Origin of the sequence: Algoriphagus sp. Y33, assembly GCF_014838715.1 — a bacterium.
Classification (GTDB): Bacteria; Bacteroidota; Bacteroidia; order Cytophagales; family Cyclobacteriaceae; genus Algoriphagus.
Genome location: NZ_CP061947.1, coordinates 928,474 through 953,879, shown reverse-complemented (window position 1 = coordinate 953,879; position 25,406 = coordinate 928,474). Strand labels below are relative to the sequence as shown.

General features: G+C 41.3%; 26 protein-coding genes and 1 pseudogene. 1 reads left to right on the top strand and 26 read right to left on the bottom strand.

Annotated elements, in window-relative coordinates; translation table 11 throughout:
* Nucleotides 1-35: 35 nt before the first annotated feature.
* The 3 genes from ID165_RS03935 to ID165_RS03925 form a co-directional block, all read right to left on the bottom strand.
* A complete protein-coding gene (locus ID165_RS03935) occupies nt 36-1,544 on the bottom strand; it encodes a S10 family peptidase (protein ID WP_192349083.1) in 1,509 nt (502 codons plus the stop codon).
* A gap of 67 nt (nt 1,545-1,611) precedes the next feature.
* On the bottom strand, nt 1,612-2,889 hold the full coding sequence (locus ID165_RS03930; protein WP_192349082.1) for an amidohydrolase family protein: 1,278 nt from the start codon (nt 2,887-2,889) through the stop codon (nt 1,612-1,614).
* A gap of 50 nt (nt 2,890-2,939) precedes the next feature.
* Nucleotides 2,940-3,347, bottom strand: coding sequence for a GNAT family N-acetyltransferase (locus tag ID165_RS03925; protein WP_192349081.1), 408 nt, complete (start codon nt 3,345-3,347; stop codon nt 2,940-2,942).
* A 27-nt stretch (nt 3,348-3,374) separates the two neighbouring features.
* On the opposite strand from ID165_RS03925, the gene ID165_RS03920 reads away from it, so the two are divergent.
* Nucleotides 3,375-3,635: a hypothetical protein gene (locus ID165_RS03920; RefSeq protein ID WP_192349080.1), complete on the top strand. Its 261-nt coding sequence runs from the start codon at nt 3,375-3,377 to the stop codon at nt 3,633-3,635.
* Nucleotides 3,636-3,641: 6 nt separating this feature from the next.
* Here ID165_RS03920 and ID165_RS03915 read toward each other — a convergent pair whose 3' ends face one another.
* The 23 genes and pseudogenes from ID165_RS03915 to ID165_RS03810 all read right to left on the bottom strand — a co-directional run bounded on the left by ID165_RS03915 (nt 3,642) and on the right by ID165_RS03810 (nt 25,277).
* Nucleotides 3,642-3,929: a GNAT family N-acetyltransferase gene (locus tag ID165_RS03915; RefSeq protein WP_192349079.1), complete on the bottom strand. Its 288-nt coding sequence runs from the start codon at nt 3,927-3,929 to the stop codon at nt 3,642-3,644.
* 5 nt (nt 3,930-3,934) lie between these two features.
* Nucleotides 3,935-4,354, bottom strand: a complete 420-nt coding sequence (locus ID165_RS03910) for a VOC family protein (protein WP_192349078.1) — start codon at nt 4,352-4,354, stop codon at nt 3,935-3,937.
* Nucleotides 4,355-4,581: 227 nt separating this feature from the next.
* Complete coding sequence (locus ID165_RS03905; protein ID WP_225586976.1) at nt 4,582-5,907, bottom strand: DEAD/DEAH box helicase; 1,326 nt, start codon at nt 5,905-5,907, stop codon at nt 4,582-4,584.
* Nucleotides 5,908-5,959: 52 nt separating this feature from the next.
* Nucleotides 5,960-6,331 carry a DUF2116 family Zn-ribbon domain-containing protein gene (locus ID165_RS03900; RefSeq protein ID WP_192349077.1) on the bottom strand — a complete coding sequence of 124 codons (372 nt, stop codon included), beginning with the start codon at nt 6,329-6,331 and terminating at the stop codon, nt 5,960-5,962.
* A 205-nt stretch (nt 6,332-6,536) separates the two neighbouring features.
* The gene (locus ID165_RS03895; protein WP_192349076.1) at nt 6,537-6,782 is read right to left on the bottom strand and encodes a hypothetical protein; all 246 of its coding nucleotides are present in this window, start codon (nt 6,780-6,782) and stop codon (nt 6,537-6,539) included.
* A gap of 4 nt (nt 6,783-6,786) precedes the next feature.
* Nucleotides 6,787-7,521 carry a colicin E3/pyocin S6 family cytotoxin gene (locus tag ID165_RS03890; RefSeq protein WP_225586975.1) on the bottom strand — a complete coding sequence of 245 codons (735 nt, stop codon included), beginning with the start codon at nt 7,519-7,521 and terminating at the stop codon, nt 6,787-6,789.
* A 40-nt stretch (nt 7,522-7,561) separates the two neighbouring features.
* Nucleotides 7,562-7,969, bottom strand: a complete 408-nt coding sequence (locus ID165_RS03885) for a hypothetical protein (protein WP_192349075.1) — start codon at nt 7,967-7,969, stop codon at nt 7,562-7,564.
* On the bottom strand, nt 7,962-8,231 hold the full coding sequence (locus ID165_RS03880) for a hypothetical protein (protein WP_192349074.1): 270 nt from the start codon (nt 8,229-8,231) through the stop codon (nt 7,962-7,964). Before ID165_RS03880 ends, ID165_RS03885 begins: the two co-directional genes overlap by 8 nt.
* Before the next feature lie 366 nt (nt 8,232-8,597).
* Nucleotides 8,598-9,623 (bottom strand): DUF4240 domain-containing protein, encoded by a 1,026-nt coding sequence (locus ID165_RS03875; protein ID WP_192349073.1) that lies wholly within the window; start codon nt 9,621-9,623, stop codon nt 8,598-8,600.
* A gap of 9 nt (nt 9,624-9,632) precedes the next feature.
* The gene (locus ID165_RS03870; RefSeq protein WP_225587122.1) at nt 9,633-10,454 is read right to left on the bottom strand and encodes a hypothetical protein; all 822 of its coding nucleotides are present in this window, start codon (nt 10,452-10,454) and stop codon (nt 9,633-9,635) included.
* A 641-nt stretch (nt 10,455-11,095) separates the two neighbouring features.
* On the bottom strand, nt 11,096-11,758 hold the full coding sequence (locus ID165_RS03865; protein ID WP_192349072.1) for a hypothetical protein: 663 nt from the start codon (nt 11,756-11,758) through the stop codon (nt 11,096-11,098).
* 214 nt (nt 11,759-11,972) lie between these two features.
* Nucleotides 11,973-12,377, bottom strand: coding sequence for a hypothetical protein (locus ID165_RS03860; RefSeq protein WP_192349071.1), 405 nt, complete (start codon nt 12,375-12,377; stop codon nt 11,973-11,975).
* 45 nt (nt 12,378-12,422) lie between these two features.
* Nucleotides 12,423-13,178: a hypothetical protein gene (locus tag ID165_RS03855; RefSeq protein ID WP_192349070.1), complete on the bottom strand. Its 756-nt coding sequence runs from the start codon at nt 13,176-13,178 to the stop codon at nt 12,423-12,425.
* Between the two features lie 323 nt (nt 13,179-13,501).
* Nucleotides 13,502-13,669, bottom strand: a complete 168-nt coding sequence (locus ID165_RS03850) for a hypothetical protein (protein WP_192349069.1) — start codon at nt 13,667-13,669, stop codon at nt 13,502-13,504.
* Nucleotides 13,670-13,702: 33 nt separating this feature from the next.
* A complete protein-coding gene (locus ID165_RS03845) occupies nt 13,703-14,101 on the bottom strand; it encodes a hypothetical protein (RefSeq protein WP_225586974.1) in 399 nt (132 codons plus the stop codon).
* A gap of 195 nt (nt 14,102-14,296) precedes the next feature.
* Nucleotides 14,297-14,752, bottom strand: a complete 456-nt coding sequence (locus tag ID165_RS03840) for a hypothetical protein (RefSeq protein WP_192349068.1) — start codon at nt 14,750-14,752, stop codon at nt 14,297-14,299.
* A 1-nt stretch (nt 14,753) separates the two neighbouring features.
* The gene (locus ID165_RS03835) at nt 14,754-15,473 is read right to left on the bottom strand and encodes a hypothetical protein (RefSeq protein WP_255505140.1); all 720 of its coding nucleotides are present in this window, start codon (nt 15,471-15,473) and stop codon (nt 14,754-14,756) included.
* Nucleotides 15,474-15,482: 9 nt separating this feature from the next.
* A pseudogene (locus ID165_RS27040) lies at nt 15,483-15,626 on the bottom strand (RHS repeat-associated core domain-containing protein); the annotation flags it as partial.
* A gap of 40 nt (nt 15,627-15,666) precedes the next feature.
* The gene (locus ID165_RS03830) at nt 15,667-16,083 is read right to left on the bottom strand and encodes a hypothetical protein (RefSeq protein WP_192349067.1); all 417 of its coding nucleotides are present in this window, start codon (nt 16,081-16,083) and stop codon (nt 15,667-15,669) included.
* Nucleotides 16,084-16,297: 214 nt separating this feature from the next.
* Nucleotides 16,298-17,047: a hypothetical protein gene (locus tag ID165_RS03825; RefSeq protein WP_192349066.1), complete on the bottom strand. Its 750-nt coding sequence runs from the start codon at nt 17,045-17,047 to the stop codon at nt 16,298-16,300.
* Nucleotides 17,035-21,615: a DUF6443 domain-containing protein gene (locus ID165_RS03820; protein WP_225586972.1), complete on the bottom strand. Its 4,581-nt coding sequence runs from the start codon at nt 21,613-21,615 to the stop codon at nt 17,035-17,037. The genes ID165_RS03825 and ID165_RS03820 overlap by 13 nt, the downstream gene beginning before the upstream one ends.
* Nucleotides 21,612-22,073, bottom strand: a complete 462-nt coding sequence (locus ID165_RS03815; RefSeq protein WP_192349065.1) for a hypothetical protein — start codon at nt 22,071-22,073, stop codon at nt 21,612-21,614. Before ID165_RS03815 ends, ID165_RS03820 begins: the two co-directional genes overlap by 4 nt.
* Nucleotides 22,074-22,076: 3 nt before the next feature.
* Complete coding sequence (locus ID165_RS03810; protein WP_192349064.1) at nt 22,077-25,277, bottom strand: hypothetical protein; 3,201 nt, start codon at nt 25,275-25,277, stop codon at nt 22,077-22,079.
* Nucleotides 25,278-25,406: the final 129 nt, after the last annotated feature.

The window sequence follows — 25,406 nt, the reverse complement described above, 5'->3', positions numbered from 1 at the left end:
TTTGGTATCATTCCGTCATTTTCGTAAGGATTATCTTATTTTCTCAAGGTGTCTTCAATGAATTTTTTGACATCCTCACGGAAAAGCTTAGCTGAAGGCAAATCGGTGTACATCATATGGCCGGCTTCATAATAAGTCATGATGATCCGATCACTTGCGGACTTGGGAAGCCCCAAATGAGAAATGGAATGCTCAACACCATAAAACACGGTAGCAAGATCATAATACCCATTCATAATCAACACCTTAACATTCGGGTCTTTACTCATGGCATCTGCCATATCAGGAAGCGTAGTGACAGCTCCATCAGTTCCCCAGTACTGATTTCCTCTATGCGACCAGTCCCACTTAAATCCCTCCTTGCTATATGCTGAGGTAGAATAATTCAACTCCTTACTTACCCCCAAAGCTCCATGAAAATAATCCAAAAAACCCATGGTATAAGCAGGTGAAATTGCGTCACTTTGCGGGTCTGTAAATGCACGCATGGACATAGGATCCAGGTTAATTCCTTTGTATCTGGAGTCCAAGCGGCCTACGGTCATTTCCTCCTCCCGCAGCAATTCTTGAAAAAACTCTCCCGCATCCATTTTCAGGCCGGCTCTTTTCCATATAGCTGCTTCTATACCCGTGTAGGTCTGCAGTTTCTGCGCAAGGCTGCTTTCATCACTTTCGGAAAGTTTGTTCCCTTTGAAAAGCGCAGGAGCATACTCATTCTCTGTAAATTCCCTGACCTCTTGTACAAATGTCTCCAAGTCACTTTCCTTATTGTAGGCTTTGCCATGATACCGGGCGGTGGCAGCCATGGTCGGCAAATAGGCGATGTAAGAAATATCCTCAGTCGGTACAAAAAACAACGTTCTTAGATCAAATACCGAAGAAACCATGATCACTCCATTCAGTGCATAGCCTCTGTCAAGAAGGTAACTCATCACACCTGCATTTCTAAAAGTACCATAGCTTTCACCCAGAATATACTTGGGTGAATTTAAGCGATCATGCGCTTTCAGAAACTGCATGATAAATAAACTCACACTTCGGATGTCCTGATCCACGCCCCAGAAATCCTTGCCCGTAGCATCTCCTATCGGTATACTTAATCCCGTTCCTACAGGATCCATCATTACTACATCGGCAATATCCAAAATAGAAAATTCATTGTTAGTCAGCTCATAAGGTGCCGCAGGATTGTAATTGGGATCGTCTACCACAATTCTTTTGGGCCCCATAATCCCCATATGAAGCCAATAGGAAGAACTGCCCGGCCCACCATTGTAAGCGAATACGATGGGTCTGTTCTTTTCAGGATTTTCTTTGAAATAAGCCGTAAACCCAAAGAGTGCTATCGGCTTGTTGTTTTCATCCTTCAGTTCGAAGGTACCTGCTTTTGCATTTAAATTGGTGGTCTTCCCATCGATGACCACTGTGTGTTTGGATTCAAAAGTCTGCGCTTTTGGAAGGGTTTCAGTTGATTCTTCAGGTTTACTCTGACCAATAGCCAGACCTGAAATGAGCATAAAGAGAAATAAAAGTCTGATTTTCATACTAGGGTTGTTTGGAAGTAAGTAATGGGGACTAACATAGGAAGTAATTCGAAACCGGTCATTTCTCCTATTGCTTGACTACTTTCCCTTCTTTCATGACAAATATCACGTCTTTCATCACGTTGATATCCTTCTCCGGATCACCGTCTACGGCTATTATATCAGCCAGTTTTCCCGCTTCTATTGATCCTAGCTTATTTTCAATTCCCAAAAACTGAGCATTAGTTAAGGTGGCCGTCTGGATGGCTTCCAAGTTAGGCATTCCCACTTCAGTCATGTAAATAAATTCACGGTAGTTTTCACCGTGTGGAAATACACCCGCATCAGTTCCGAAAGCGATTTTCACCCCCTTTTTATATGCTCTTCCAAAAGTTTCCTGAATCTGGGCACCTATTCTCTTCGCCTTTTCCGCTACTACGTCCGGATAATACCCGGGGATCTCCGCAAAAGCCGCTGCTGACATACCCGCCGTCACCGTCGGAACGAGCCAAGTACCCTTAGCTTTCATCATATCCATGGTCTCATCAGACATCATGGTACCGTGCTCTATAGATGTCACCCCGGCCTTGACCGCACGCTGCATCCCCTCATCCCCATGGGCATGGGCAGCTACCATAATTCCAAAATCTGATGCAGTCTGTACCACAGCATCCAGTTCATCCTGTGCGAATTGAGGAGCAGATCCATCTCTGGCTACCGATAAAACGCCACCTGTTGCAGTCACTTTGATCAAATCGGCTCCAAACTTCACTTGCTGACGAACAGCCTTTCTAGCATCATAAGGCCCGTTGATGACGCCTTCATCCGGTCCGGGATCACGCATCAACTCTCTTTTCACCCCATTGGTCGGATCAGCATGCCCTCCCGTCGGAGCAATGGATTTGCCCGCGGTATATATTCTGGGCCCCACTACTTTACCGGAATTGATTGCGTTTCTAAGCGCAATATTCACTCCGGATCCGCCCAGATCACGAACCGTAGTAAACCCGGCCATAATGGTCTTTTCGGCAAAGAAAATAGACTTGAATGCTACATCAGCTTCATTTTCACGAAATCCATCTACATACCTGGTGGGACTTGTCTCCCCCTCAATGTGAACATGCATATCCATCAGGCCGGGCATTACCGTACTTGCCTTCAAATCTATAGCTGAATCACCTGACCCGGGATTTTGATACCCGTCGCTGACCGAGACAATTTTATCATTTTCAACAATGATGGTCTGCTCGCTCAGCATGGTCATATTGCGCACATCCAGCAATTTGCCCGCATGGATATATGTCTTTTGCGCAAAGACACTTATAGAAAATAGCAAAGCTATTCCACTTAGTATAATTTTTCTCATAAAGCAACAGTTTGGCTGATAGTTAAAATATGAGGCAGTTTAACAATAAATCACGAAAAAGATACGCCAGTCTTCATCTGAAAACAACGTTCATGTAGTTCAAAGCCGATTTTTTTGTAAAAACCGGTTGCATTCTCTGCCGAGAAGAGAATCAACCGTGCTTCGGGAGCCAAACTTCTCGCAAACTCCAACATCCCCTTACCAATTCCTTCTTTTTGTCTGGACGAAACCACCGCCAGATCTGCTATAAATGTCCGATAGGAAAAATCAGATAAGGCACGAAGAATGCCCAGAACATCCTCCCCCTCTCTGGCAACTATGACAAGATTAGAATTTCGAAGCATCCTTTCCAAATGCTCAGGATCGTACATTGGCCGTCTCTCTCCCAATCCGGAATCTTCCAAAACATGCATAAAATCCTGTATGGGCAAGTTCTTTTCTACTTCGTAGGAAATCATTATCTTAAGCAACAATTAGTTAAAAATATGTCAAGGGGAGCCGGCTTTAGTTCTTCAGCTATTCAGTCTTCAAAAGAGAATAGGAATTTAGGCAAAATTCGCCCAAAATCTATGCGCTCTGACGAAGTGTCCAGAGAGAAAAACATAGACAAAACTGATCTGAAAAGTATCAATGACAGCATCAAATTCAGAATAAACAGATATACCTCCTTCTCCAAAAGCGGATACTTTTTTGTGATAATGGTAATCCTTACTATGATATGGATTCTATGGACTCTCTATTTTTAGAAAGAACTAATTAAGCACATCACGCAATTCCTCCTTTTTCTGAAACATAGCCTTGGCAAATGGACATAGCGGAATCACTTTAATATTTTCGTCCCGTACATAACCCACAAGCTCCTTTAAGAGCTTGAGCCCTATTCCCTGTCCTTTCAGGCTTTCATCCACTTCTGTATGCTCGATGATCATCTTCTTTGGACCTGCCATCACATAGACCATCTCAGCAACCCGCTTGGCTTCTTCTTCCAGAAAGAAGGAACCTTTTTTCCCGTCAAATTCATGTTGGATTTTTCCGCTCATAATTCTCAACTTTTTGTCCTGCCTTTTACTAACTCATCATACACCTCATCAATGGGCTCCCAGAGCTCAAGGCTGTGCCCATCGGGATCCAATATATGTACAAACTTACCATACTCGGTATCCTCTATTTCGTCCAAAATAGTCACACCTTCAGCTTTTAACTTCTGCACCAATTCCACCAGATTTTCTACCCGGTAGTTGATCATAAAATCCTTTTCGGAAGGCTTGAAATATTGGGTATCCTCCTTCATGGGAGACCATTGTGTAAAGCCTTTTTGATGAGGATTATCAGAACCCCTCCACTCGAAAGCAGTGCCGTATTGATCAGTATTTAATCCCAAATGCTTTTGATACCAATCTTTGGTTTGGTTTGGATCTTTTACTTTGAAAAATATCCCTCCTATTCCTGTCACACGCTTTTCCATCTGATTGCCTGGTTTTTCTGAGAGTATTAAGATAAAGAAATTTGTAATTCAAAAATCAAACGTTTGAGTCAAATTAATCAACTCCCCCTTGTCCCCTTTTCTCAAAAAAGGCAAGGGGGAGTTGCATCAATTGAACTTCAGTCCTAAATGGGAATAAACGTCATGCACATCTCAACTATTTTTTAGTATATAATAACTTGATACTGAATACTTGATACTCCAAAACCTCAATTCGCTTCTTCAATCTTCACCTTCACCTTTTTCACCCGTTCATTCTTAAGTTTTGGCAAAAGTTTCCGGACCAAACTACTTTTCACTGCTACATAAGACGCAAAATCCATGATTGTAATCAAGCCGATTTCTGCACTGGTAAGCCCTCCCTTTTTGGTAAGCATCCCCACAATATCTCCCTTGCTGACCTTATCTTTTTTGCCTGCACTTACATACAGACAGGCCCATTCCTGAGCAACAGGCGGAACGAGCTTCTCACCAACCTTGAATTCCTCAATAAATTCATCAATATAATCGGGTTTGGACTCATCATTGGCCAAGAGCATATAGGACAAGCCTTCAGCATGCATCCTTGCTGTCCGCCCATTTCTATGGATAAAGGCATCTTCCTTGGGAGGCAATTGATAATGAACCACATGCTTGATCTCCGGAATATCCAGACCCCGCGATGCCAAATCAGTTGCGATCAACAAATTGGTGACCTTGCTCCGAAACCTGATCAGGTTCTTCTCCCGATCTATCTGCTCCAGACCACCATGCAGTACCGAATGAAAATAATCATAGTCATTCAGCAAAGTGCTCAGCCTGTCCACAGCATCCCGGTGATTGCAAAAAACAATACAGGATTCGTCCTGAAATCCCGCTACCAATCGCATCAGTGTTTCTCCTTTTTCCTTGCTTGAACTGTGCACAACCTTGAGTTCCAGCTTGGATTCAACTACATCCCGAAGGAAATTGATGGTGCGATGATCTACAAATGGCAGAAAATCAGGCATTCGCTTCAGTACCGTCGCTGAGGTAAGTAAATGTCTTTGCTGCCCGTTAAGTGCTCCGAAAATCACTTTCAACTGCTCATGAAAGCCCATTTGCAATGACTTGTCAAATTCGTCCAGTACTACCGTCTGAATCGTCTTAGGGTCAAAGGAGCCCCGCTCTATATGATCTGCCAGTCTTCCGGGGGTACCGATGATCACTGCCGGCGCCTCTCCCAAGCTGTTTGATTCCAATTTGGAAGAATGTCCTCCATAGACCGTACTCACTCTGAAGGAAGTTTTCATTCCCTTGAAAACCTGTTCAATTTGAATTGCCAGTTCCCGGGAAGGCACAATTATCAGCGCCTGCACTTCTCTCAGGTTTTCCTTGAGTGAATTTAAAAGCGGAATCAGAAATGCAACAGTCTTACCCGATCCGGTAGGTGATAAAAGTACGAGATGCGGGTTTTTGGCAGCTCTGGAGATAAATTCCGTTTGCATTTCGTTGAGACTTTCAATCGAAAGGCTTTTGAGATACCGGGCGGTGGATTCTGTTTGTTTTTCTGACACTCCCAAAAGTACCAATTTACTCCGAGCTAAGTATCCAATTCCTTGTTAGTCCCTAAACTTCCTTTCCTTTCACCACCAAATACCAGTCTCCCTCAAGCCCTAAATAGCCGAAGTCATAGCAATAATAATAGATATTGCCCTTTTTGGTTTCGTAGAGATGTGTGAAATATTTAAACTGGAACCCGTCACGGACCAAACGATCTCTGGTGGTTTTGGCCAACTCCTCCCCTGTAGGAATAATGCTTTCCAATATATTCCTGTTCTTTTTCAGGCGATGGTTTACACGGCGGATGTAATTGGTAGAGAAGGATTTTTGCTGATTGTTATGTGTATTCCTACATTGATCATCACAGAATTTCTTGTCGATTCTTCCTTGAATCACAGTACCACAATTCAAACAGTATTTTTTTTTCTCAATTGCCATTGGCTAAAAAGTTTAATCCAATTTAACCAATTAGTTTGAAAATCAAAATTCCAAACTAATTGGTTTGGGATTTTTCACTTACAATCCAACCTCTAGCTGACCTCGTAGCTTGCCATGTGGAGATCTTAACGCTAAGTCCTCATTATTAAACACTTGGTAACAGATTCAATTTACAAGATATAACCTCTCAAAATTTAAACGAAAATTAAGAGTCGTCATAAGCTTCAAGATAGTACTCAAATTTATCTAATTCAAGATTAAAATTTAATCTATCACTTAACTTCTCATATTCTTCCCGACCAATTTTATAAGAATTATATAATAGATAATCAGATTCTGGAACATTAAAACAAGAAGATAACCATTCAAGATCTACTTCTGGAAGAACAATCTCTTCGATTAAATCTTCTTTATCAATATAGTATTTCGAAATAATTCTATTTACTGTCATTTTATCACGGATCTATTTTTCTTCCTGGAACTGGGCTTTTATAAATGGATGGATCATTTGGCCGAGCTGACCCTTTATGCTTTCCATTTTTGTCATATACTTCAACATCCCCATGCTGCGAATCCCATTCAAGGATTTCTCCATCTGAAGTTTTCCATCTAGCTCTACCTCCTTTTGGTTTAATACGATTTGCTCCGGGAAATCCTGGTAATAGTTTAGGTGGTGCAACGTATTCGACATCAGCTTTTCCTAAAACCTTTGGATCAACCCCGAACTTTTCCAGCACATTTGCAATTGAAATAGTTGTCGCTTCTATATGAATCCCTGCCTCATATGCAACATAAGCTGCACCAAATGAAATTCCTGCCCAAGAAACAATAGGATTTAAACCAAGACTTGGTGATAATGTTAATGGCAGAGCTATAGCTTTGTCAATTTTAGGTGCTTCGACAACCACTTCAGGCAAAGAAGCACAACGCTCACAGTTTTGATCAGGTCCTACCTGCCCGGTAGCCACTTCATTCTGAGTAGGATCCTCACTGTCGCTATGATGTGGAGTTCCCTGAACTGTAGCCATGGGCTTCATTCCATCGGGATCAATAAACCGCATCGGATTATTGAAGGCATAATTGTACGGAGAATGCCTACGCATCTGCTCCGCCATCGGGTCCACAACAAACCATCTTCCGATAGCAGGATCGTAGAGTCTGGCTCCGTAGTCATACAGGTTTACTCCCAAGTGGCCCTCCCCTTCAAGCTGGCTCTTCGCTAAAATGATCCTAAGGGATCATTCTTTTACGCTCAGCCCTCTCTTTTCCGTTGTATAAATACGGATTTATTCCCGCCCTGCAAACTGGCCCCTCACTAAAAATGTCCAAAGGACACTTTTTTAACGCTCGGTCCTCACCATACTGGTAACCCAAACCACTGAGTTCTACTCCCCAGGGATCATAATGTGTTTCCTGCACAATCAACGGTCCGGTGCTCATGATGCTGAATTGGTCAAACCATACATCGTCAGAAGTCTCATTGACCAAGTACGTTTCAATGTATCCGTCTTTTGGTACTGCAATCTTTTTGATCAGTTCCTCGTGCCTGTTTCTTGCTTTTATAGACAGGACTAGACTCCCCGCTATCTGGCTCTTCGCTAAAACATTCCACGGAACTGTTTCTTTACGCTCAGCCATCCTGCTCGTACAAGGTAGAGTCCGAATCATATAATGCATACCCCATATAGGCTTCCGGCACGGGCTTCTGCTGCAGGTTCGTGATTACCAAAGCGATCACATTGGCTATGGCGATTTCATTGGGCCCTGCCGCACTGAGATTTCCCCCGAATTCCGTAAGCTGCCGGATCAGCTTCTTATCCATACCTGTACGTGCGAAACTTGTCGGTGACAACCTGATCTTCTTCGGATCCACATATTTCCCAAAGACCCCCAGTTCCACACTGTCTCCCCGTTGTACTTCCTGCGATCTGGAAGGGCCTAGGATTCTGTTTCTCCCTGCGTTTAGCCAGGCGGTGGCATATCTTGAAGAGAGTTTATTGACAGAGAAAAATGAAAATCAGGAATTACAAATTCTATAAAGAGACTGGCTCAAAAGTCAATTGCAGAGTCTGAGATGTGACTTTATGAATTCGATTCAGATGCCTATCCGAATAAAAAAAGACGACGAACCACCTTTTTAAATAGCCACCAGTCCAAACGAATATTGTTTAAATCTGGTAGTTAGATTTATCAGCTCAAACTCTAAGATAAAATCAAGTCTTCGCTTTTGCTACAATCTTTCCTAATGAAAACTTATAGTAATAGCCTATAAATAAGATTTCCAAAGCTTAGAATATCTTTTGGGGATATCCTCTTCATTCCAATCCTTACCCTGCACTTCGTATTCTCCAAAGTCATAATCAATAACCTCAGAAGCATACTCACTTGGTAAAGCTTCTTCGCTATTGCCTCCAAATCTCTTTTTGTAGGCTGTGTCTGCTACCCTTAACAACGGCTCTCCGCTAGCGTCTTGATCAATTCGTTCAAAAATAAAGTTCGGATTATTGATGGCATTTTCAAAAGTCATTCTTCCATATAGTATCAATTTGCATCTGAAGTATAAGAACGAATCATCGTCAACTTTCTTTTCCACTATTTTTTGCACCGCCATCACATTGTAATGATAGGCTCGCATAAGCAATTCTCGTAGAGTACATTCAAAACCAATAATCTCTTCCCTTTCCCTTTTACTTAACTTATCTGTGATTATATCAAGCTGTACATAGAAGTCACCCTGACTATCAGCCCTTGCTTTCTCAATCAATTCCCAGAAAGAGTCATCCAGCATTTTTTCGCTGTCACAAAATCTTGTTTTACTCTTTTGCACGGGAAGTTGATATTGAAATTCTTTTTCAACATAAGACTCTGCTAGCCAGAAACGATCTTGAAACAGGGTGTTTAAGTCACTATAGAACTTACCAATATCAAAGTCATTAATATTTAAAGCCTCAATTTCAGAATATGACTTTAGCAATGCTGAAGACACAATTTCAATTAATTGGCTTTCGTTGGCTTTTGATACTTCATTATGATTAAGTGCTACTTCGAAATTCAAATGTTTTTTTGACTTGGTATATTTTTTACTTAGTATAAAACCTGTTTCAAAATCTTTTGATTGATGAGAGACATCTAAACTTACACAGTTCAATCCGGCAATAATGGATTTCACACCATCTCCATAATTTTTTAAAGAAAGTTTCTCCTTTAAAAAATCTTCTACCCGGTTAAATCGAAGATTCCGCAAGCGACTTGATATATCAATTGATACTGTATGTACTATTCCAAACTCCATATATTTATTTCATTTTAACCCTTTGTTTCCTGCAGGCAAACTCCCATTCCCATAAAGATATTGAGCCAACTTCATTTGCTGAACAAATACTATTTCTGATTTCGGCCCAACATATTCAGGTACAAATTCTACACTCATCGATTTAAGATATACATCAGAATAACGCCATTGCTTTCTACTGGTCTGGTCATATTGAATAGTTTCACCAATTTTCCAAATATCACCCGCATTCAAATATTGAGTACCTGTAGGCAATGAACTTCCCCATGAGTAGACTGGATACAATCCGTTCTTGCTTGCTCTTAAAGTGTACTGAGCTCCTTCACGCTGTCGCTTGTATAAATCAGCTGCAATTGCTCCTGCGAGGATGAATGGTATCGCCACATCGTCAACAACCCCTACTCCCGTTGCATCATCTGCCACTAAAACACCACTTATGGCAAAAGCAGCTATTGTTGTAGACCAATTACGTGCCCCCGTTTTGTTCTCATCAGGGCAGCAGCCTCTCTTGCTGCTGCCCTGTGCGTAATTCCCGTTGAAGGCTCCACTGGAAACAGTCGAATTTCTGGTGCTACTCTCTCCATATCCATCTGACCAAAGAAAATCTCTTTCCGGACCCGCCCGCCCTGTTGCCACTTCATTTTGTGTAGGCTCCTCACTGTCACTGCGCGTAGGACTGCCCTGAACGGTACTTACGGATCTCGGTGCCATGCCATCCGGATCTATAAACCGCATAGGATTATTGAAGGCGTAATTGTACGGAGAATGCCTACGCATCTGCTCCGCCATCGGATCCACAACAAACCATCTTCCGATAGCAGGATTCCCGATACGCTTCGCTATCGGGACAGGCTATACAGCCTAGCTCCGTAGTCATACAGGTTTACTCCCAAGTGGCCGTTTGCCTCCTACCCTGCAAGCTAGCTCCTCTAGATCTCCCCCACGTTCCAATCAAATCCTCTGCATAGCGGTGCCCCAACGTACAAGCCAGATCCCGCCTAGAAATAGGTTAGCCTATCTGTAAGATTTTCAACTATAAAATCAAATTTATCTTTCTGCTTTTGGTTTATTCAAATACCTTCTGATAAATTCTTGCTCAAAATTCTCATAAGCTAAGCTATCATTTAATACTTCAAAATACGAATTACTTAGCCTAAGCCTATACAACTTCCTTTCCTCTTTATTACTTCTTATAACTAATGTAGACTTAGAGTTGTGCACAACTTCCCAATTTCTCATTCGAACCTTTCTTGAGTCCAAAATAAACAATGAATCATTAGTAAGTATATACTCATATTTTATCGGACCGTACGATTCATGATTAACTACCCATTCACGCTCGTTAACATATAGTTCAGAGTAGGTTGAATCAACTTCAATTGACCACCAATTCCCAGTAACTCGATTTGAAGATAATTTCTTGGAACATCCAAGTAAAATCAAAACGAATAAAGCAAAACATAATCTTTTTATCATAGTCCCATTCCTTTAAATATCGTATTTGAAAAATTAACGAATACATTCCAATCGCTAAATCTAAGTGTGCCAATATTACTCCTTCTTTCATCAAAGAAACCTTTTAATCTTAAACCATACGGATTAGATAACCTCTTATTGTTTAATGGATTAAGATGTGGAAAATTTGACTCAAATAAATTATTTCTAGAGAACCCAAATTCTGAGCCTCTAGCCCTTCCCTCAGCATAAAACACAAATCTAGTAAATGTAATATTTTTGCCAGTAAAGATGTCAATAGTAGTATTGTTAAGTACACCAGAATGTCTATATCCTGCACCTAAATCAGCTACCTTTTCAAAATTATCAAAAAAGCTAAAATCTAAAAAATCGCTCAAATTATCTCCTGCTTTGGCATTGGCAAGCATATTTGCCAAACTCCGTAGTCCATCCTGATCATTTCTCGGACCTCGTTTAGTGGTAACTGAAATATTGCTGCCATTCTCAAAATTTACCGTGACTTGTTGTGATGGAATGATATCTCTCCCTTTCATATCAAAAGTACCTCCTGTAGAAAATGTACTGCCTCTTTCGATTAATTCTCCATATCCCCCCTTTACGAATTCAAACATCCCGCTCGACACCTCACTTTGATCCGGCCCCACCTGCCCGGTAGCCACTTCATTTTGGTTTGGATCCTCACTGTCGCTGTGATGTGGAGTCCCCTGAATAAGTTTAACCGGCTGCATGCCGTCTGGATCAATAAAACCCAGAGGATTATTGAAGGCGTAATTTTACGGAGATAACATATGAGATTGTTGACTTACAAATCACATCTCCAAATTAACCTCCTTATTTCCTTTATATGCAATTCAAATTCAAGAATCACCTTAGTTACTCTATGACCACTATCCAATTCTCTTCATTTAGATACATTTCAGATAATATGTATTTATCATAAACCCCCATAGAGATCAGGGAATCAACACCATATATTTTTAGCGAATCAACTTGAAACACAAATAGGTTCAAGCGATCGTTATTGGATTTTTTAATACGAAAAGACCATCCTCTTGTACTTCCCATTTCCATCAGCCTTTTACTTTCATCAGGTTCAATACTATTTTGTATATAGTATTCTGTTTTGTTTAACTCAGATAATGTTGGTACACTATCTAAAAATATCTCCACTGCTACCTCATTAGGACTTTTATTTTCCACTTGCAGTCTCTCATCATAATAATCACATCCAGATAAAATGATAGTAAAAATTAAACCATACAGTATCTTCAATTCCATAGTCAAAATAGGTTATATTCAAAACATATCTTTTTTAATTTTATCTTACTTATCATTTAAATTAATAGACTTAGGCGGATATGCTAACATACTAGAATGTTGATTAGGAAATATTGGATAATTTTTCATATCCCAGTTATTTGGCCTACCAAAATATCTCCATGAAAGCAGATTTGCTGTCCATTCAGTCCATGTACTTTGATGATCAAACGCCCCATTATTGGCTGCATCAGCACTCATTAAACTAGCAGCTACAATTGATCCATAAAAAAAGTTAGCTCCCCATTTTTTAGCTTGAAGAACATGGCCAAATTCGTGCCTCAAGAGATTAATGTTATATTTAGCATTAGGATTTACAAAAATCCCAATTCTTGGAAGAGTGGCTGCTGCTCCCTGGCCAAATGAACCAACTTCCGTAGTAAAGACTCTAACACCTTCAAAATATGTCGATCTATCAGGCTTTGAACCTGTAAATGGTTTAGATGAGACGCTATTATTATGAAAAGTAAAGGGAGAATCTTCATTTTGGTCCTTTACAGTTTGGAAGTTTCCAGCATATTCAACCCCATTTGTAATCATCCCCGAACTGACCGTTCCATACCCTACATCAACCAGAACATCATCCCTTCCTGTCCCCACTTGCCCGGTAGCCACTTCATTTTGGTTAGGATCCTCACTGTCGCTGTGATGTGGAGTCCCCTGAATAAGTTTAACCGGCCGCATGCCGTCTGGATCAATAAAACCCAGAGGATTATTGAAGGCGTAATTGTATGGGGAATGCCTCCGCATCTGCTCTGCCATAGGATCCAGCACGAACCATCTTCCAATAGCAGGATTCCCGACACGCTGCGCTATCGGGACAGGCAGTAGAGTCTGGCTCCGAAGTCATAAAGATTAACTCCCAAGTGGCCCTCCCCTGAAAGCTGGCTCTTCGCTAAAATGATCCTAAGGGATCATTCTTTTACGCTCAGCCCTCTCCTTGCCGTTGTATAAATACGGATTTATTCCCGCCCTGCAAACTGGCCCTTCACTAAAAATGTCCACAGGACATTTTTTTTAACGCTCGGTCCTCACCATACTGGTAACCCAAACCACTGAGTTCTACTCCCCAGGGATTTCCGATATCATTCCTCTTCGTTCCATTCATCGGGACAGGCTCCATGCCTTTCCTGGACAATCAACGGCATTTCAATGATCTTGTAACTAATTTTTGGTTTTCCATTTTGAAATGAAAAAGATGTTGTTCTCTTCTGAATAATGGTCGGTGAAATAGTCGCTCTTATTACATTCACTTCAGCAATATTTTAATAAACAACTTCATTTACTTAAAGGTTTGGGAATTTAATGAGCTTGCCAAAATCTGTCTTCCATATATCAAGCTCAAACAACTCTCCATTCGTGTCAATATTTAAGGAAGCAATTACTTCTATTCCATCTAAATCTGTAAATTGAAACTCACATACCTGTTTCCCTAAAATTCTGTTTTCTATAATTTCTCCATTAGGAAATAGATATAAACTACCCATATCTCCATCATCCATCGGACGCACTAACAATTTGTCTTTCCAATTATTAGGTAATACAATAGATGCCTTCTTTATAAGCAGTTCAAGAAGTCTTTCTTCTTGTATCGTAGGTTTTCTATTAAATTCCATGTATTCTCCCAATATTAAATGTACCATCAGAAAGTTTAAATACTGTGTATTGTATTCTATTCCCTCCAATTTCAATTATTTGATTAAATGGTTTTCCTGTTACTACTTGTGATGATACTGTTTTAAAGTGATTTTGTATAGTTGATTGAACTAAGGATCTATTCAATCCTAACGCATCAGTATGTCGGAAAGCGTGATATATTTGGTTTTCGGTCTTGCCAAATTGAATAGCAATATTTCCTCCCCCCCTTAGCAGCATTACTATTATTTTATATTAACTATTTCATCACCAACGCATTTCACTAATATAATTTCTTCATTAAATTCAATACTTTCAAAGTAATCAGGTAAAGCAAATGTTTCAACTACTAGCAAATCTTTAGTATTAATTTTAATGATTTCGAGTTCTGTAATTACATAAAGAAATCCATTATAAATTTTACTATCATAGAAAAAATAGTCTAAAGAAAGTTGTAGTAGTATTTTCCCTGTTAGAAATTCAAATATCACAAAAACTAGATCAATACCTATTGAACAGCGAAAATCATCAATACCTATTATTTTAGGTTTGATAACGGTACTTTGCCAACTGAATTTATATTCGTTTGTTCCATTTGAAATTACACCAAAAATTCTATCTGCTAATTTGCCCTCAAACAAAATAGGATGTTTCAATTTGTTATAATCAGATTCTGAGATTTCTTTTATTTCAGCATTCATCTTATTTAAAAATTTTAGGAATTATTGTTGAAACAGAAGGTGTAGCACTCATATTTCCGCCCTGATAGAAGAAGCCAACATTAACACTTCCCTTATTTCCAATATTTACACTTCTCATAACAGTGGTTCCATATTGACTAGTCTTAGTTGATATAACTGTTCCACTTTCAAGAGCTTGTCCAAAGACTTTCATTAACTGACTTTCACTTTTAATCCCTAGCGTTGTCAAGTCCTTTAAATTTTGTGCTGACCTAGCAATATTGTGCCCTGAGCCACTTACTACACGTCCAAAGAAGTAATCAAATTTGCTAGGATTTACGGAAAACCCCGTCTTAGCGGCATTAAATAAACTTCTAACATTTTTTAAAACACTCCAAAAGTTTTTAATGTTACTCCAACCTCCAACTCCTCCTGGAAGAAATGGAGGAGTTCCTCCATATGGTTCAATGTCAGTTTTTATATGAAGAGATTCTAACTCTTTACTTTTATCACCACAACAATCGTTATCTTCTTGAGCCCCCTTTTTTGCATTCCGAAAATCCCCGGCATAATCAACCCCCATAGTCAACATGCCAGAACTGACCGTTCCATAGCCTACATCAACCAGAACATCTTCCCTTTCCGGACCCGCCCGCCCCGTTGCCACTTCATTTTGTGTAGACTCCTCACTGTCACTATGCGCAGGACTGCCCTGAACGGTACTTACGGATCTCGGCGCCATGCCATCCGGATCTATAAACCGCATCGGATTATTGAAGGCATAATTGTACGGAGAATGCCTCCGCATACTTTCTGCCATCGGATCAAGTACAAACCATCTCCCTATGGCAGGATCGTATAGCCTAGCTCCGTAGTCATACAGGTTTACTCCCAAGTGGCCCTCCCCTTCAAGCTGGCTCTTCGCTAAAATGATCCTAAGGGATCATTCCTTTACGCTCAGCCCTCTTTTTTCCGTTGTATAAATACGGATTTATTCCCGCCCTGCAAACTGGCCCCTCACTAAAAATGTCCAAAGGACACTTTTTTAACGCCCGGTCCTCACCATACCGGTAACTCAAACCACTGAGTTCTACTCCCCAGGGATCGTAGTGTGTTTCTTGCACAATCAATGGCTCTGTACTCATGATACTGAATTGGTCAAACCATACATCGTCATTGGTCTCATTTACCAGGTACGTTTCAATGTATCCATCCTTGGTAACGGCGATCTTTTTGATCAGTTCCTCGTGCTTATTCCTCGCTTTTTTGGAGAGAACTAGACTCCCCGCCACCTGGCTCTTCGCTAAAACAGTCCACCGGACTGTTTCTTTCCGCTCAGCCCTCCTGCTCATACAAGGTAGAGTCCGAATCATATAAAGCATACCCCATATAGGCTTCCGGCACGGGCTTCTGCTGCAGGTTCGTGATTACCAAAGCGATCACATTGGCTATGGCGATTTCATTGGGGCCCGCCGCACGGAGGTTCTAGCAATATTCGATGAGTTGTTGAACTTTAATTATCCGAATACACACCTAAAAAATAGGGTAAACGGATATCAGTATAAACTAACAACAGGATGGGAACTCATTGCCCAAATATCCTAAACTTTCACTTTTTACATCTACGAGGCTTCCATTATCAAACACAAAATGAAATTTAACCATCCCATGATTTTGATACCAGCAATAAACTATTCCTTCAGAATCTTCAATAATAAAAGAACTTAAATCTATTATTTCAAATCCTAACCCTATTAGAGTCTCTTTTTTATCTAATGGATTATTCAAAAGAACAACCTCTAAATCCGATAAATCCTGAATAATTGAATAATCATCAAAGTCATTCGGATTTGAAATAAAATAGCAATACTTATTAACTATCGACTTCTCTCCATCCACATTAAACAATCTCACATATAAATTAAAGGAATCCAAATTAATTAATTTTGATAAATAGTTGTTATTGTCAGTTAATTTTTCAGTATTATTTCCGAACAATGCCCAAGGATACGCTTTTAGAAAACTTTCATATGAATCATGACGAAGCACTATGAAATTTGTTTTAGTAGAACTTTTATTGTCAACAATATTGATTAATTCAGAATCGCCCGAAGAGTCCAAAACACTTATTGTATAATCATCATAGATTTCACCTGGCGTTATACCAAGAAATTTATGAAAATAATATCCTCTAGTACTGGTTTGAAAAATTCTATACAAAGCCGAATTATACCCTCCATAAAAAAACCTAAACAGCATACCTCCACAGATCGTGATACATATTGCTAAAACAAGAAGTTTAACTAGTTTCCCCATATACTTTTCTTAATAACAGATTGCTGACTTGAATTAAACCCTGCTCCTTGTACATACGAACTCCTATAATCCATAATGCTATTGGGATCACTTGTATAGCCCTTAGAATCGTGATCAAACTTAAATAGACCATGGCCTAATTCATGAACGGAAGCATTAATATATTTCCAAGTATCAACAACTCTTCCTTTAGGCTGCATACTTAGTTCATTATATACAGTAATCGAATGTGGATCACCTAACCTAGCATATCCACCTGCCCCAAAACTATCCCTTGCTAGACTAAAATTCTTAATTGTTATTGTAGCCGTAGGAGATCCCTGCCACCAAGCTTTCAATCTCCCAATTATTGAGTCATCCTGAATTTTTAACTTAGAATTAAATCCATTTTCGACAAGGGTATTTTTTAAAGTTTTGTAATAATCTTCATTATCAAATCCTTTAGGAGTCACCCATTTATTCACGAAAATAGTTGGATCCCCAATTGAATTATTTTGCACATTTCCTCCTGTAGTTTGATAACTCCCATAAAAAGAAGAACTGGAAACAGTTGAATTTCTGGCACTACTCTCTCCATATCCATCTGACCAAAGAAAATCTCTTTCCGGCCCCACCTGCCCGGCAGCCACTTCATTTTGTGTAGGCTCCTCACTGTCACTATGCGCGGGACTGCCCTGAACGGTATTTACGGATCTCGGTGCCATGCCATCCGGATCTATAAACCGCATCGGATTATTGAAGGCGTAATTGTACGGAGAATGCCTACGCATCTGCTCCGCCATAGGATCCAGCACAAACCATCTTCCTATTGCAGGATCATATAATCGAGCTCCATAGTCATAAAGATTAACTCCCAAGTGGCCGTTTGCCTCCTTGCCATTATAAAGATAAGGATTGATTTTAATTCCTGCATACTGGTAACCCAAACCACTCAATTCCACTCCCCAGGGATCATAATGTGTTTCCTGCACAATCAACGGCCCCGTACTCATGATGCTGAATTGGTCAAACCATACATCGTCAGAAGTCTCATTGACCAAGTAAGTTTCAATGTATCCGTCTTTTGGTACTGCAATCTTTTTGATCAGCTCTTCGTGCTTATTCCTCGCTTTTTTGGAAAGAACCACTTTGCCCTGCTCATACAAGGTGGAGTCCGAATCATATAGCGCATAGCCCATATAAGCTTCCGGCACGGGCTTCTGCTGCAGGTTCGTGATTACCAAAGCGATCACATTGGCTATGGCGATTTCATTGGGCCCTGCCGCACTGAGGTTTCCCCCGAATTCTGTCAGTTGACTGATCAGCTTCTTATCCATACCCGTACGTGCAAAACTTGCGGGAGACAGTCTGATTTTCTTCGGATCCACATATTTCCCAAAGACCCCCAGTTCCACACTGTCTCCCTTCTGTACTTCCTGCGATCTGGACGGGCCGAGAATACGGTTTCTTTCTGCATTCAGCCAGGCCGTTGCATAGCCGCCCGGCGTTTTGTTATGTTCCCCCGCACCCTGTCGGGATTCACTGATATTTTGGAAGTACTCTTCCTCTTCGACTGCATTCTCAGGCTCCATAGTGGCTATTCTGCCTCCGGATATCGGGGCACGGATCACCTGGCGCACATTGCCCAAGTGGTCTTTTACAAAGAATTCATATAAAAAAGCGGAGTTTTCGTAACTGGCTCTTCCTTCTTCATGCAGAATATAGGACATCGCACTGTTTTCGAATACCAGTTCACCCAGATAGTCCAGTCTCTTCACTGTCGTCCCATCGGTAGTCACTTGCCGAAGCTTCACTCCCTGTGCATCATACCAATAATCGATTTTCTTGTTGGTGCCGGAGAAAGTAATGGTAACCGGAAGGTTTAGATGGTTGTAGGTGATGGAAGTGATGTCTTTATCCAGATTTTTTGTAAGGCTTCCGTTTACATCGTATTCATAGGCCGCTATACTTCTTTCTTTAAAGTCCTGTGAGGTATGGGTAGTGGAAGGAACGGCATCCGCCACCTGAGTTAATTTATTCCCATTTAAGGTATAAGTATAGGTAAGCTGGTCTACCCAACCATAACTGGAAGAGGTAATCTGATTTCTTCTGTTCATGGTCAGAATATTACCATTAAGATCATAGCTCAAATTATTCACTGTGTATCTATCAGTCCCAGTTGAAGCAGTATATACTGCCTCAAGCAACCTATCAGCTTTATCATAGCTATAGTTATAATTTACTTTGATGTCATTCTGACCCTTCCAGGAAACCTTTGAAATATTCCCGTTCCAATTATTTGTAGTACCCCCCGACTCATAAAACAATTCCAGTGCAAACACCTTTGAGGAAGCATTACTGACCTGCGGGTCGTTGATTTTCTTCAGCCAGCCTCTGATATTATAGGTATAATCTGTCACCGCATCACCTGCTGTCGGATAGCTCTTGGAAGTAAGCTCTCCCAGCTGGTTGTAGGTGTGGGTAGCCAGGGTTACCGTTGTCCCAGAATTGATTTTGTGGGTAATATGGCTTAGGGCTCCTGCCGCATTATAAACATATCCTTTTGTGATGGTATAGCTCCCAGGAGCAGAATTCTGGGTTATAGTCTGAAGGGGATTGTTTTCAAAGTCGTATCTACTTGAAATCCTGACCGTACCTTCCAAGTGGTGGTCAGAAACGGTCTGGATAATCCTTCCCTGCGAATCGTAATAAATGGCTGTTTCATACCTCGTATTATTTCCCAGGTTTTTTATTAAAGTCCCTGTCAATAAGCCGGTGGTTTTGGTACTACTATCATGATATCCAGATGGCTTTACATACGTGAGGGTGGATTTTCTGAATGCGTAATTGTCGTAATAATTGACAGTTAGCACGTCTCCCTCACCATTGCCGTCTGAGGCTCTCGGGAAACCTCCGGCATTGGTGGTTCCCGCTTTGCCTGAAGTGGAATTTATCACGGCATTATTGTTCCCCAAGCCATTAACAAGCGTCTGTAAAGTAGCTCTGTTTCCCGAATAGGTAACCAAACCCGTCATTATCTCCCTACTCAGGGCATCATATTTAGTAAACTGCCATTTTCCTTCTCCCGCAAGTTTTGCATCCCTCCAGGCTACAAGTCGGTCATTATTGTCATATACCATTTCCTCGATCCCTTTACCTGGAAGACGTTTGACTGTCATACGTCCCTTGCTGTCATAAGAATACATGAAGTACATTCCATCGCGCAAACTACTATAAGTAGAGTTTGCCCAATCATTAGTATTATTGCGCAGGGTCTCTACTGCTTGGGGAGGCATCACCACTCTTAACCGACCAAATAGATCATAGACATAATACGTGCACATCCATCCCACATGTCCGGAAGACGGTGAGGCTGAGGACTGCACTTTTTTCAGGATAAGCCTGCCAAGCTTATCGGTATATTCGACTACCCGCTGCTCATTTTCATTAAGGGAAGTTTTTTCATATAGGCTACCCAAAGGATATTCTGCATTGGTTATGGGAAGTCCACTCCCATTCACCGTCCATATTCGGATACCCTGTGAAAGAGTATTGGTTTTTTCGGAAAACTCAAGCTCCCGTGTAGATCCCAGCTTCCAGGGATTGCCCGGATTCCCGATTTTAAGTACACGGTTGAGCGGGGAGGTTTCATAGGATTTCTCTGAAAAACCATTAGGATCAGCATATTGCGCTGTATAATAGGAACTATGAAGTGCGGTGGCTGTAGTCCGAAAGAGCCCAACATTGGTGGAGTTATTCGGAAAGGGAAGATAATTCCTGTATTGTCTACCCAATGCATCATAGCCGATGGAAGTCACTATATCCGACCCGTTTACCGAGGCCTGTATGGACACCTGTTGGTTTGGTCTTCCCAGCCCATCATGGTAGGAAGTCTGTTTATAGGAAGCTTTCTGCGAGGAGTTCCTTAGCGTATAGTCTCCGCTCAGTGAATCCCGGGCGGAATATTCCCGTGTCCAGTTGAGATTTTCGGCATAGCGGTTGACACGCACCGGCATTTTTGAGCTGATACACCCTGTGGAAGTGTATCGGTAGGCTATATAATAGGTTTTGCTTGCAGACAGAGTCGGCGTGGTATAGCTTTGTGTGCTGGCAAGAAGGGTGGTTTGGTTACTATCGTACCACTGATAGGTAAATCCGGCAGGAGCAGGATTTGCAGTCAGGGTTACTGCGCCGTTTGCAGTGAGGGTCGCACCGGGTGCCGAAGGAAGTATCGAAGGGCAAGGATCACCTACACTTCCAGTCACAGTGATAAAAATATAGTCATAGAATGTCCCGCTTACATCCGAATATTCATAATATAGGCTATAGGTACCTGCCGAAGCCCAGGTGAGAAAATTGGAGCTTATTGTGGTGCCTGTAGCCGTTGCACCGTCTATATCCCAAAAATAACTACCCGATGTCGGGGGTGCTATCTGGCTTGAACCACTGTAAAATTTCGCGGTATAGGTTGCCTGCTGTCCGGCAGATGCGCTACTCGGCCCTACTATATCAACGTGGGTAATAGCCTGAGAAAAGGAGGTAGTAATCCCTGCAATAAGCATCAACAAGAAAAATAAGCAGGATCTCATGGCTCAAACCTTTTAAGGTAAAGAGTTTGGGCTTCAGATTGGCCTGAAATTCCCGGAGTAAGCTGAAGCCTACTTCTCTCCAAAGTGATGCCGTATGAAAGTAAGGATTTGTCTTCCAGTTCAATTAGAAGAACCCCATCTTTGCCGAGATCCCATTTGCCATAAACGATCTGGCTGCCTCCATGGGAAACCCATGAGGATTCAAATTGCCCATCTTCATAAAAGATATACATTCTTGACCTCATGCTTTCCAGTTGGTCTTCCCTATGCTTATCCTCTAATGCTTTTTGACTGTTTCGGTTGGCCAACATGGATTTCTCCATCTGCAAAGCCGCATCCATAAGCCATGCACCTGATAATTCTGCTGTAGCTATACTGTCTTTGGATTGGGCAACCAACCCTAGTTGAAACATACCCAAAAGCAGACCTGTTAAAAAAAATGATCGATAAGTCCCCATAGCTTATTTGATAAAGTTGTATTCGTAGTGAGAAAGAATATGCCCGTCATTGTTCAGGATGGTTTCCAGCCTTCCCAATCTGTCGTATTTATAAACAACGGCATGGTTCCTTGCATCCAGCTGAGACCATTGCCCTACTCCGGGCAAATAGGTGTAGGTGTTCATTTCTGCTCCGGGTGGATGTATCCGGATTTCATCGATCAATATATTGGTTCCCGAAATGGAAAGCGATGTGGAGGTCACTTCCCGCTCAATAAGCTTCCAGGAGGTTGTCAGGCTTTCTGTTGCTCCCAGAAAAGTCCATGACTGAGTTCCTGTAGGAACCTTGGCCCAAAAGCTCAACTTAAACTTATTGGAAGTTGATGCTCCTGTCACCGTCCTGGATATGGCTCCTCCCGACAAGCTGTAAGCATTCCTTCCTGTTCTTGCCTCTCCCCAACGAAGTACTGTTTCCTGTCCACTATAATTCCAACCACCTTTCTCATTTGTCTCAAAGGAAGTATAGGCAATTTGTGTAGCCGTTGCATTTTTAACTTCCGCAATGGGGTATGCACCGTTGTATGCCCAAATAAAGGAATTCGGCTGGGCATTGGACTTATTGAAAGTGGTGATGTTTCCACGTGTGTCGTAAGTGGAAAAAGTCAACCTTTGCTGATAGCGGGTATCCCGGGTGACAGCTGAAGTTCCCGAAAGTGCAAGGGGGGTAAAAGACGCCATTGCAAGAGGAGAGGCAATCTCCAAAAAGTACATACTTTCAGGAACATAATAACTTCCCGAAACCTTGAAATAGGTCAACTGCCCACCCACTACCTGAACATTTGAAGCATTAAGATTCTGGATAAGTGTATACTGTTCTACAGGTTTAAGGATATTCTTTAAAGTGAGCTGCTTAAGTATATTTGGATATCCTGTGTAAGTAGTGGAGGGATTAATCACCTGGAAAGGATATCGGTACCGCGTCACTACTACTTCAGGATTTGAACTGACCCTGACTTCCTCTTGGGTAAGCTGAAGATAAGTTGGGTCATAAGACTTCAGTGTGGTAGTGGTGTATGCACCCCCGGTATTGATGATAGATTCAGTACGTGAGCTTTCCAGATAGATCCCTGTTGCTTGTTCCAAGTTTCTCACTTGGTAAGTAAATCCATCCCTGGGCAGTGACCCGGGAACCGGACATGACATAAACAAATACCCCCCTTGATGTGTCCCATCAATGAATTTGACAACTGCTTGGCTGACGGCAATATTTTGGGCTTTTAATTTTGAATACGTAATTACGGTTTGAGCAACATCCGTCCCGGCTGCATTCTTAACGGTTTTTTTGGTGAGCTTTCCCCTTTCCCAAGCACTGGAGTTTCTGTGGGTTTTGTTGGAATAAGGTACTGTCATCAGCATATCCGGGATGTGGATATTGTCGTCAAATTCATAGAGGATTTTACCATTGCTTCCATTGATATTTTCATATTCGCTGACCTTAAGGTAGACTACGGGACTGTCGTCGTATCCGGCACCAATCACTGAATTTGAGAAAAACATTCTGACTCTTTCTGTGCGGTTGCACGGAGTGGTTCCACAGTTCGACCTGCTTATTGACTCAGCGTTAAAATAAAATAAGCCTTGGGTGAAGTTTTTAATTCCTGTCCCTGATTCACCCTCTCCGTATCGATATTCCTTGGAATAGACAGCTGAACCTACGGTATTGCTGATTCTCTTGATCCTTAAACCCCCGCCATATTTTGTCACAGAAGCGTCAACGTATTTGTGGGGTTCATAATAAAACTCTGTATATCCCTTAGTGGGATAGGTAATGCGTTTGAGCATACCTTCTTTTAAAAATGTAGTATCACTTTCCCTGTTGGCACTGCCTATATTGATATTGGAGACAGCCGTAGAAGTATTGGGCTGAAACTGGATGGACTGTTGTGGAATCAGACTTGTATTTGGCTTCCCATTATAAAAACCAAACCAGTCTCTTCTCAGGCTTTTGGTTGCCTGATTCCACGAAAATGAAGTAGTGTGATAGCTGAAGGTATGTTTGTTGATTACAGTGTTTGCTCCGTCCTTTTCTATCAATTCATCCAGTTTGAGCCGTGAAACTCCGGTAAAATAGCTTTTAGTCAACTGGAAGGATTTGATCAATGTAGAATCAGTTCCTGTCTTGCTGTAAATTTCTATCCTGTCCAACGGTTTGAGTCCTGTTAGGTCAGCACGGTTAGCTGTTCCCATCACAAATTTAACCATTCCGGTTTTATACTTTATTTCCTTAATACCCATACCGGTAGTCGATGAACTTGTATTAACTGCCTGCTGTATATATACAGCACTCCTGCAGGGAAGACTTGCTTGATTGTCAGTAGTGCATTGGTCAATCACGGTAATGTTATGCTCAATATCCTCCAGGCTCTGGCTACCGATGGTTTGATAGGTGATTTCTACCTTATCATCTGAGTTTGGTGCAAAAATTTCGACCAGATACCATGCTGTCCTTCCTGAAACAACACTTCCTCCGGCTCCATATGATGTGGTGGTTTCGGTATAGTTGTCGTTGACAGAATTCCTTCCAAACCGATACCTGATACCGCTTTCATCCGTGATGTCAAAATAATTCAAACCTAAAGCAACTGCGAGTTTAATAGGAGCTTCAGGAAAAAGGTAGGGAGCCTGTCCATTTTGCCGTAGATAGAACTTTCCACTTTTTCCGGGGAAAGTGTAGGAAAAAATATCTGCTTCCCGGTCATTCCCGCTCGACACACTAGCCTCCTTGTAAGCCCAATCATCACAGTTCAGTCCTACGGAATAATCATTAGATGAAGTATAGAAATTCTGTTCATCTCTCATTTTCTGGATTTGCCGCGTAATCTGGCCACCGGCAACAACTGACCATCCCAACCCTGCCCAACTTGCCTGATCCGTATATTTTATTCCTGAAGCATGGTAGCTAAGAGTGATAGGCAGAGTGATTGGGCCTGCCTCCACATTATAAAGAGGTATTGAAATATTGGGTATCCCAGTGTACAAATTAACATCATAGTTCCCATATCGCTCTATACCTGAAACATTAGGTGATTTTTGGATGTGCTTCGGGAAATTATTGTTGACCTGTGTCTGAACATCAGATGGTACCTGAGCCCGAACAGTTCCAATACCGCCCCAGAATAAGAACTGAACAATTAGAATTTTCCTAAGTATAATTTTTATAGCCATAACAGACTGTTATTGAATGTCGCTACAAAAACCAAAACTATTTTATTCTAAACAACACCCCGTATTCGGTGTTTAATATTTGATAAATTTCATTATTAAAAATATTATTTGGATTCATAGTAAATAAAA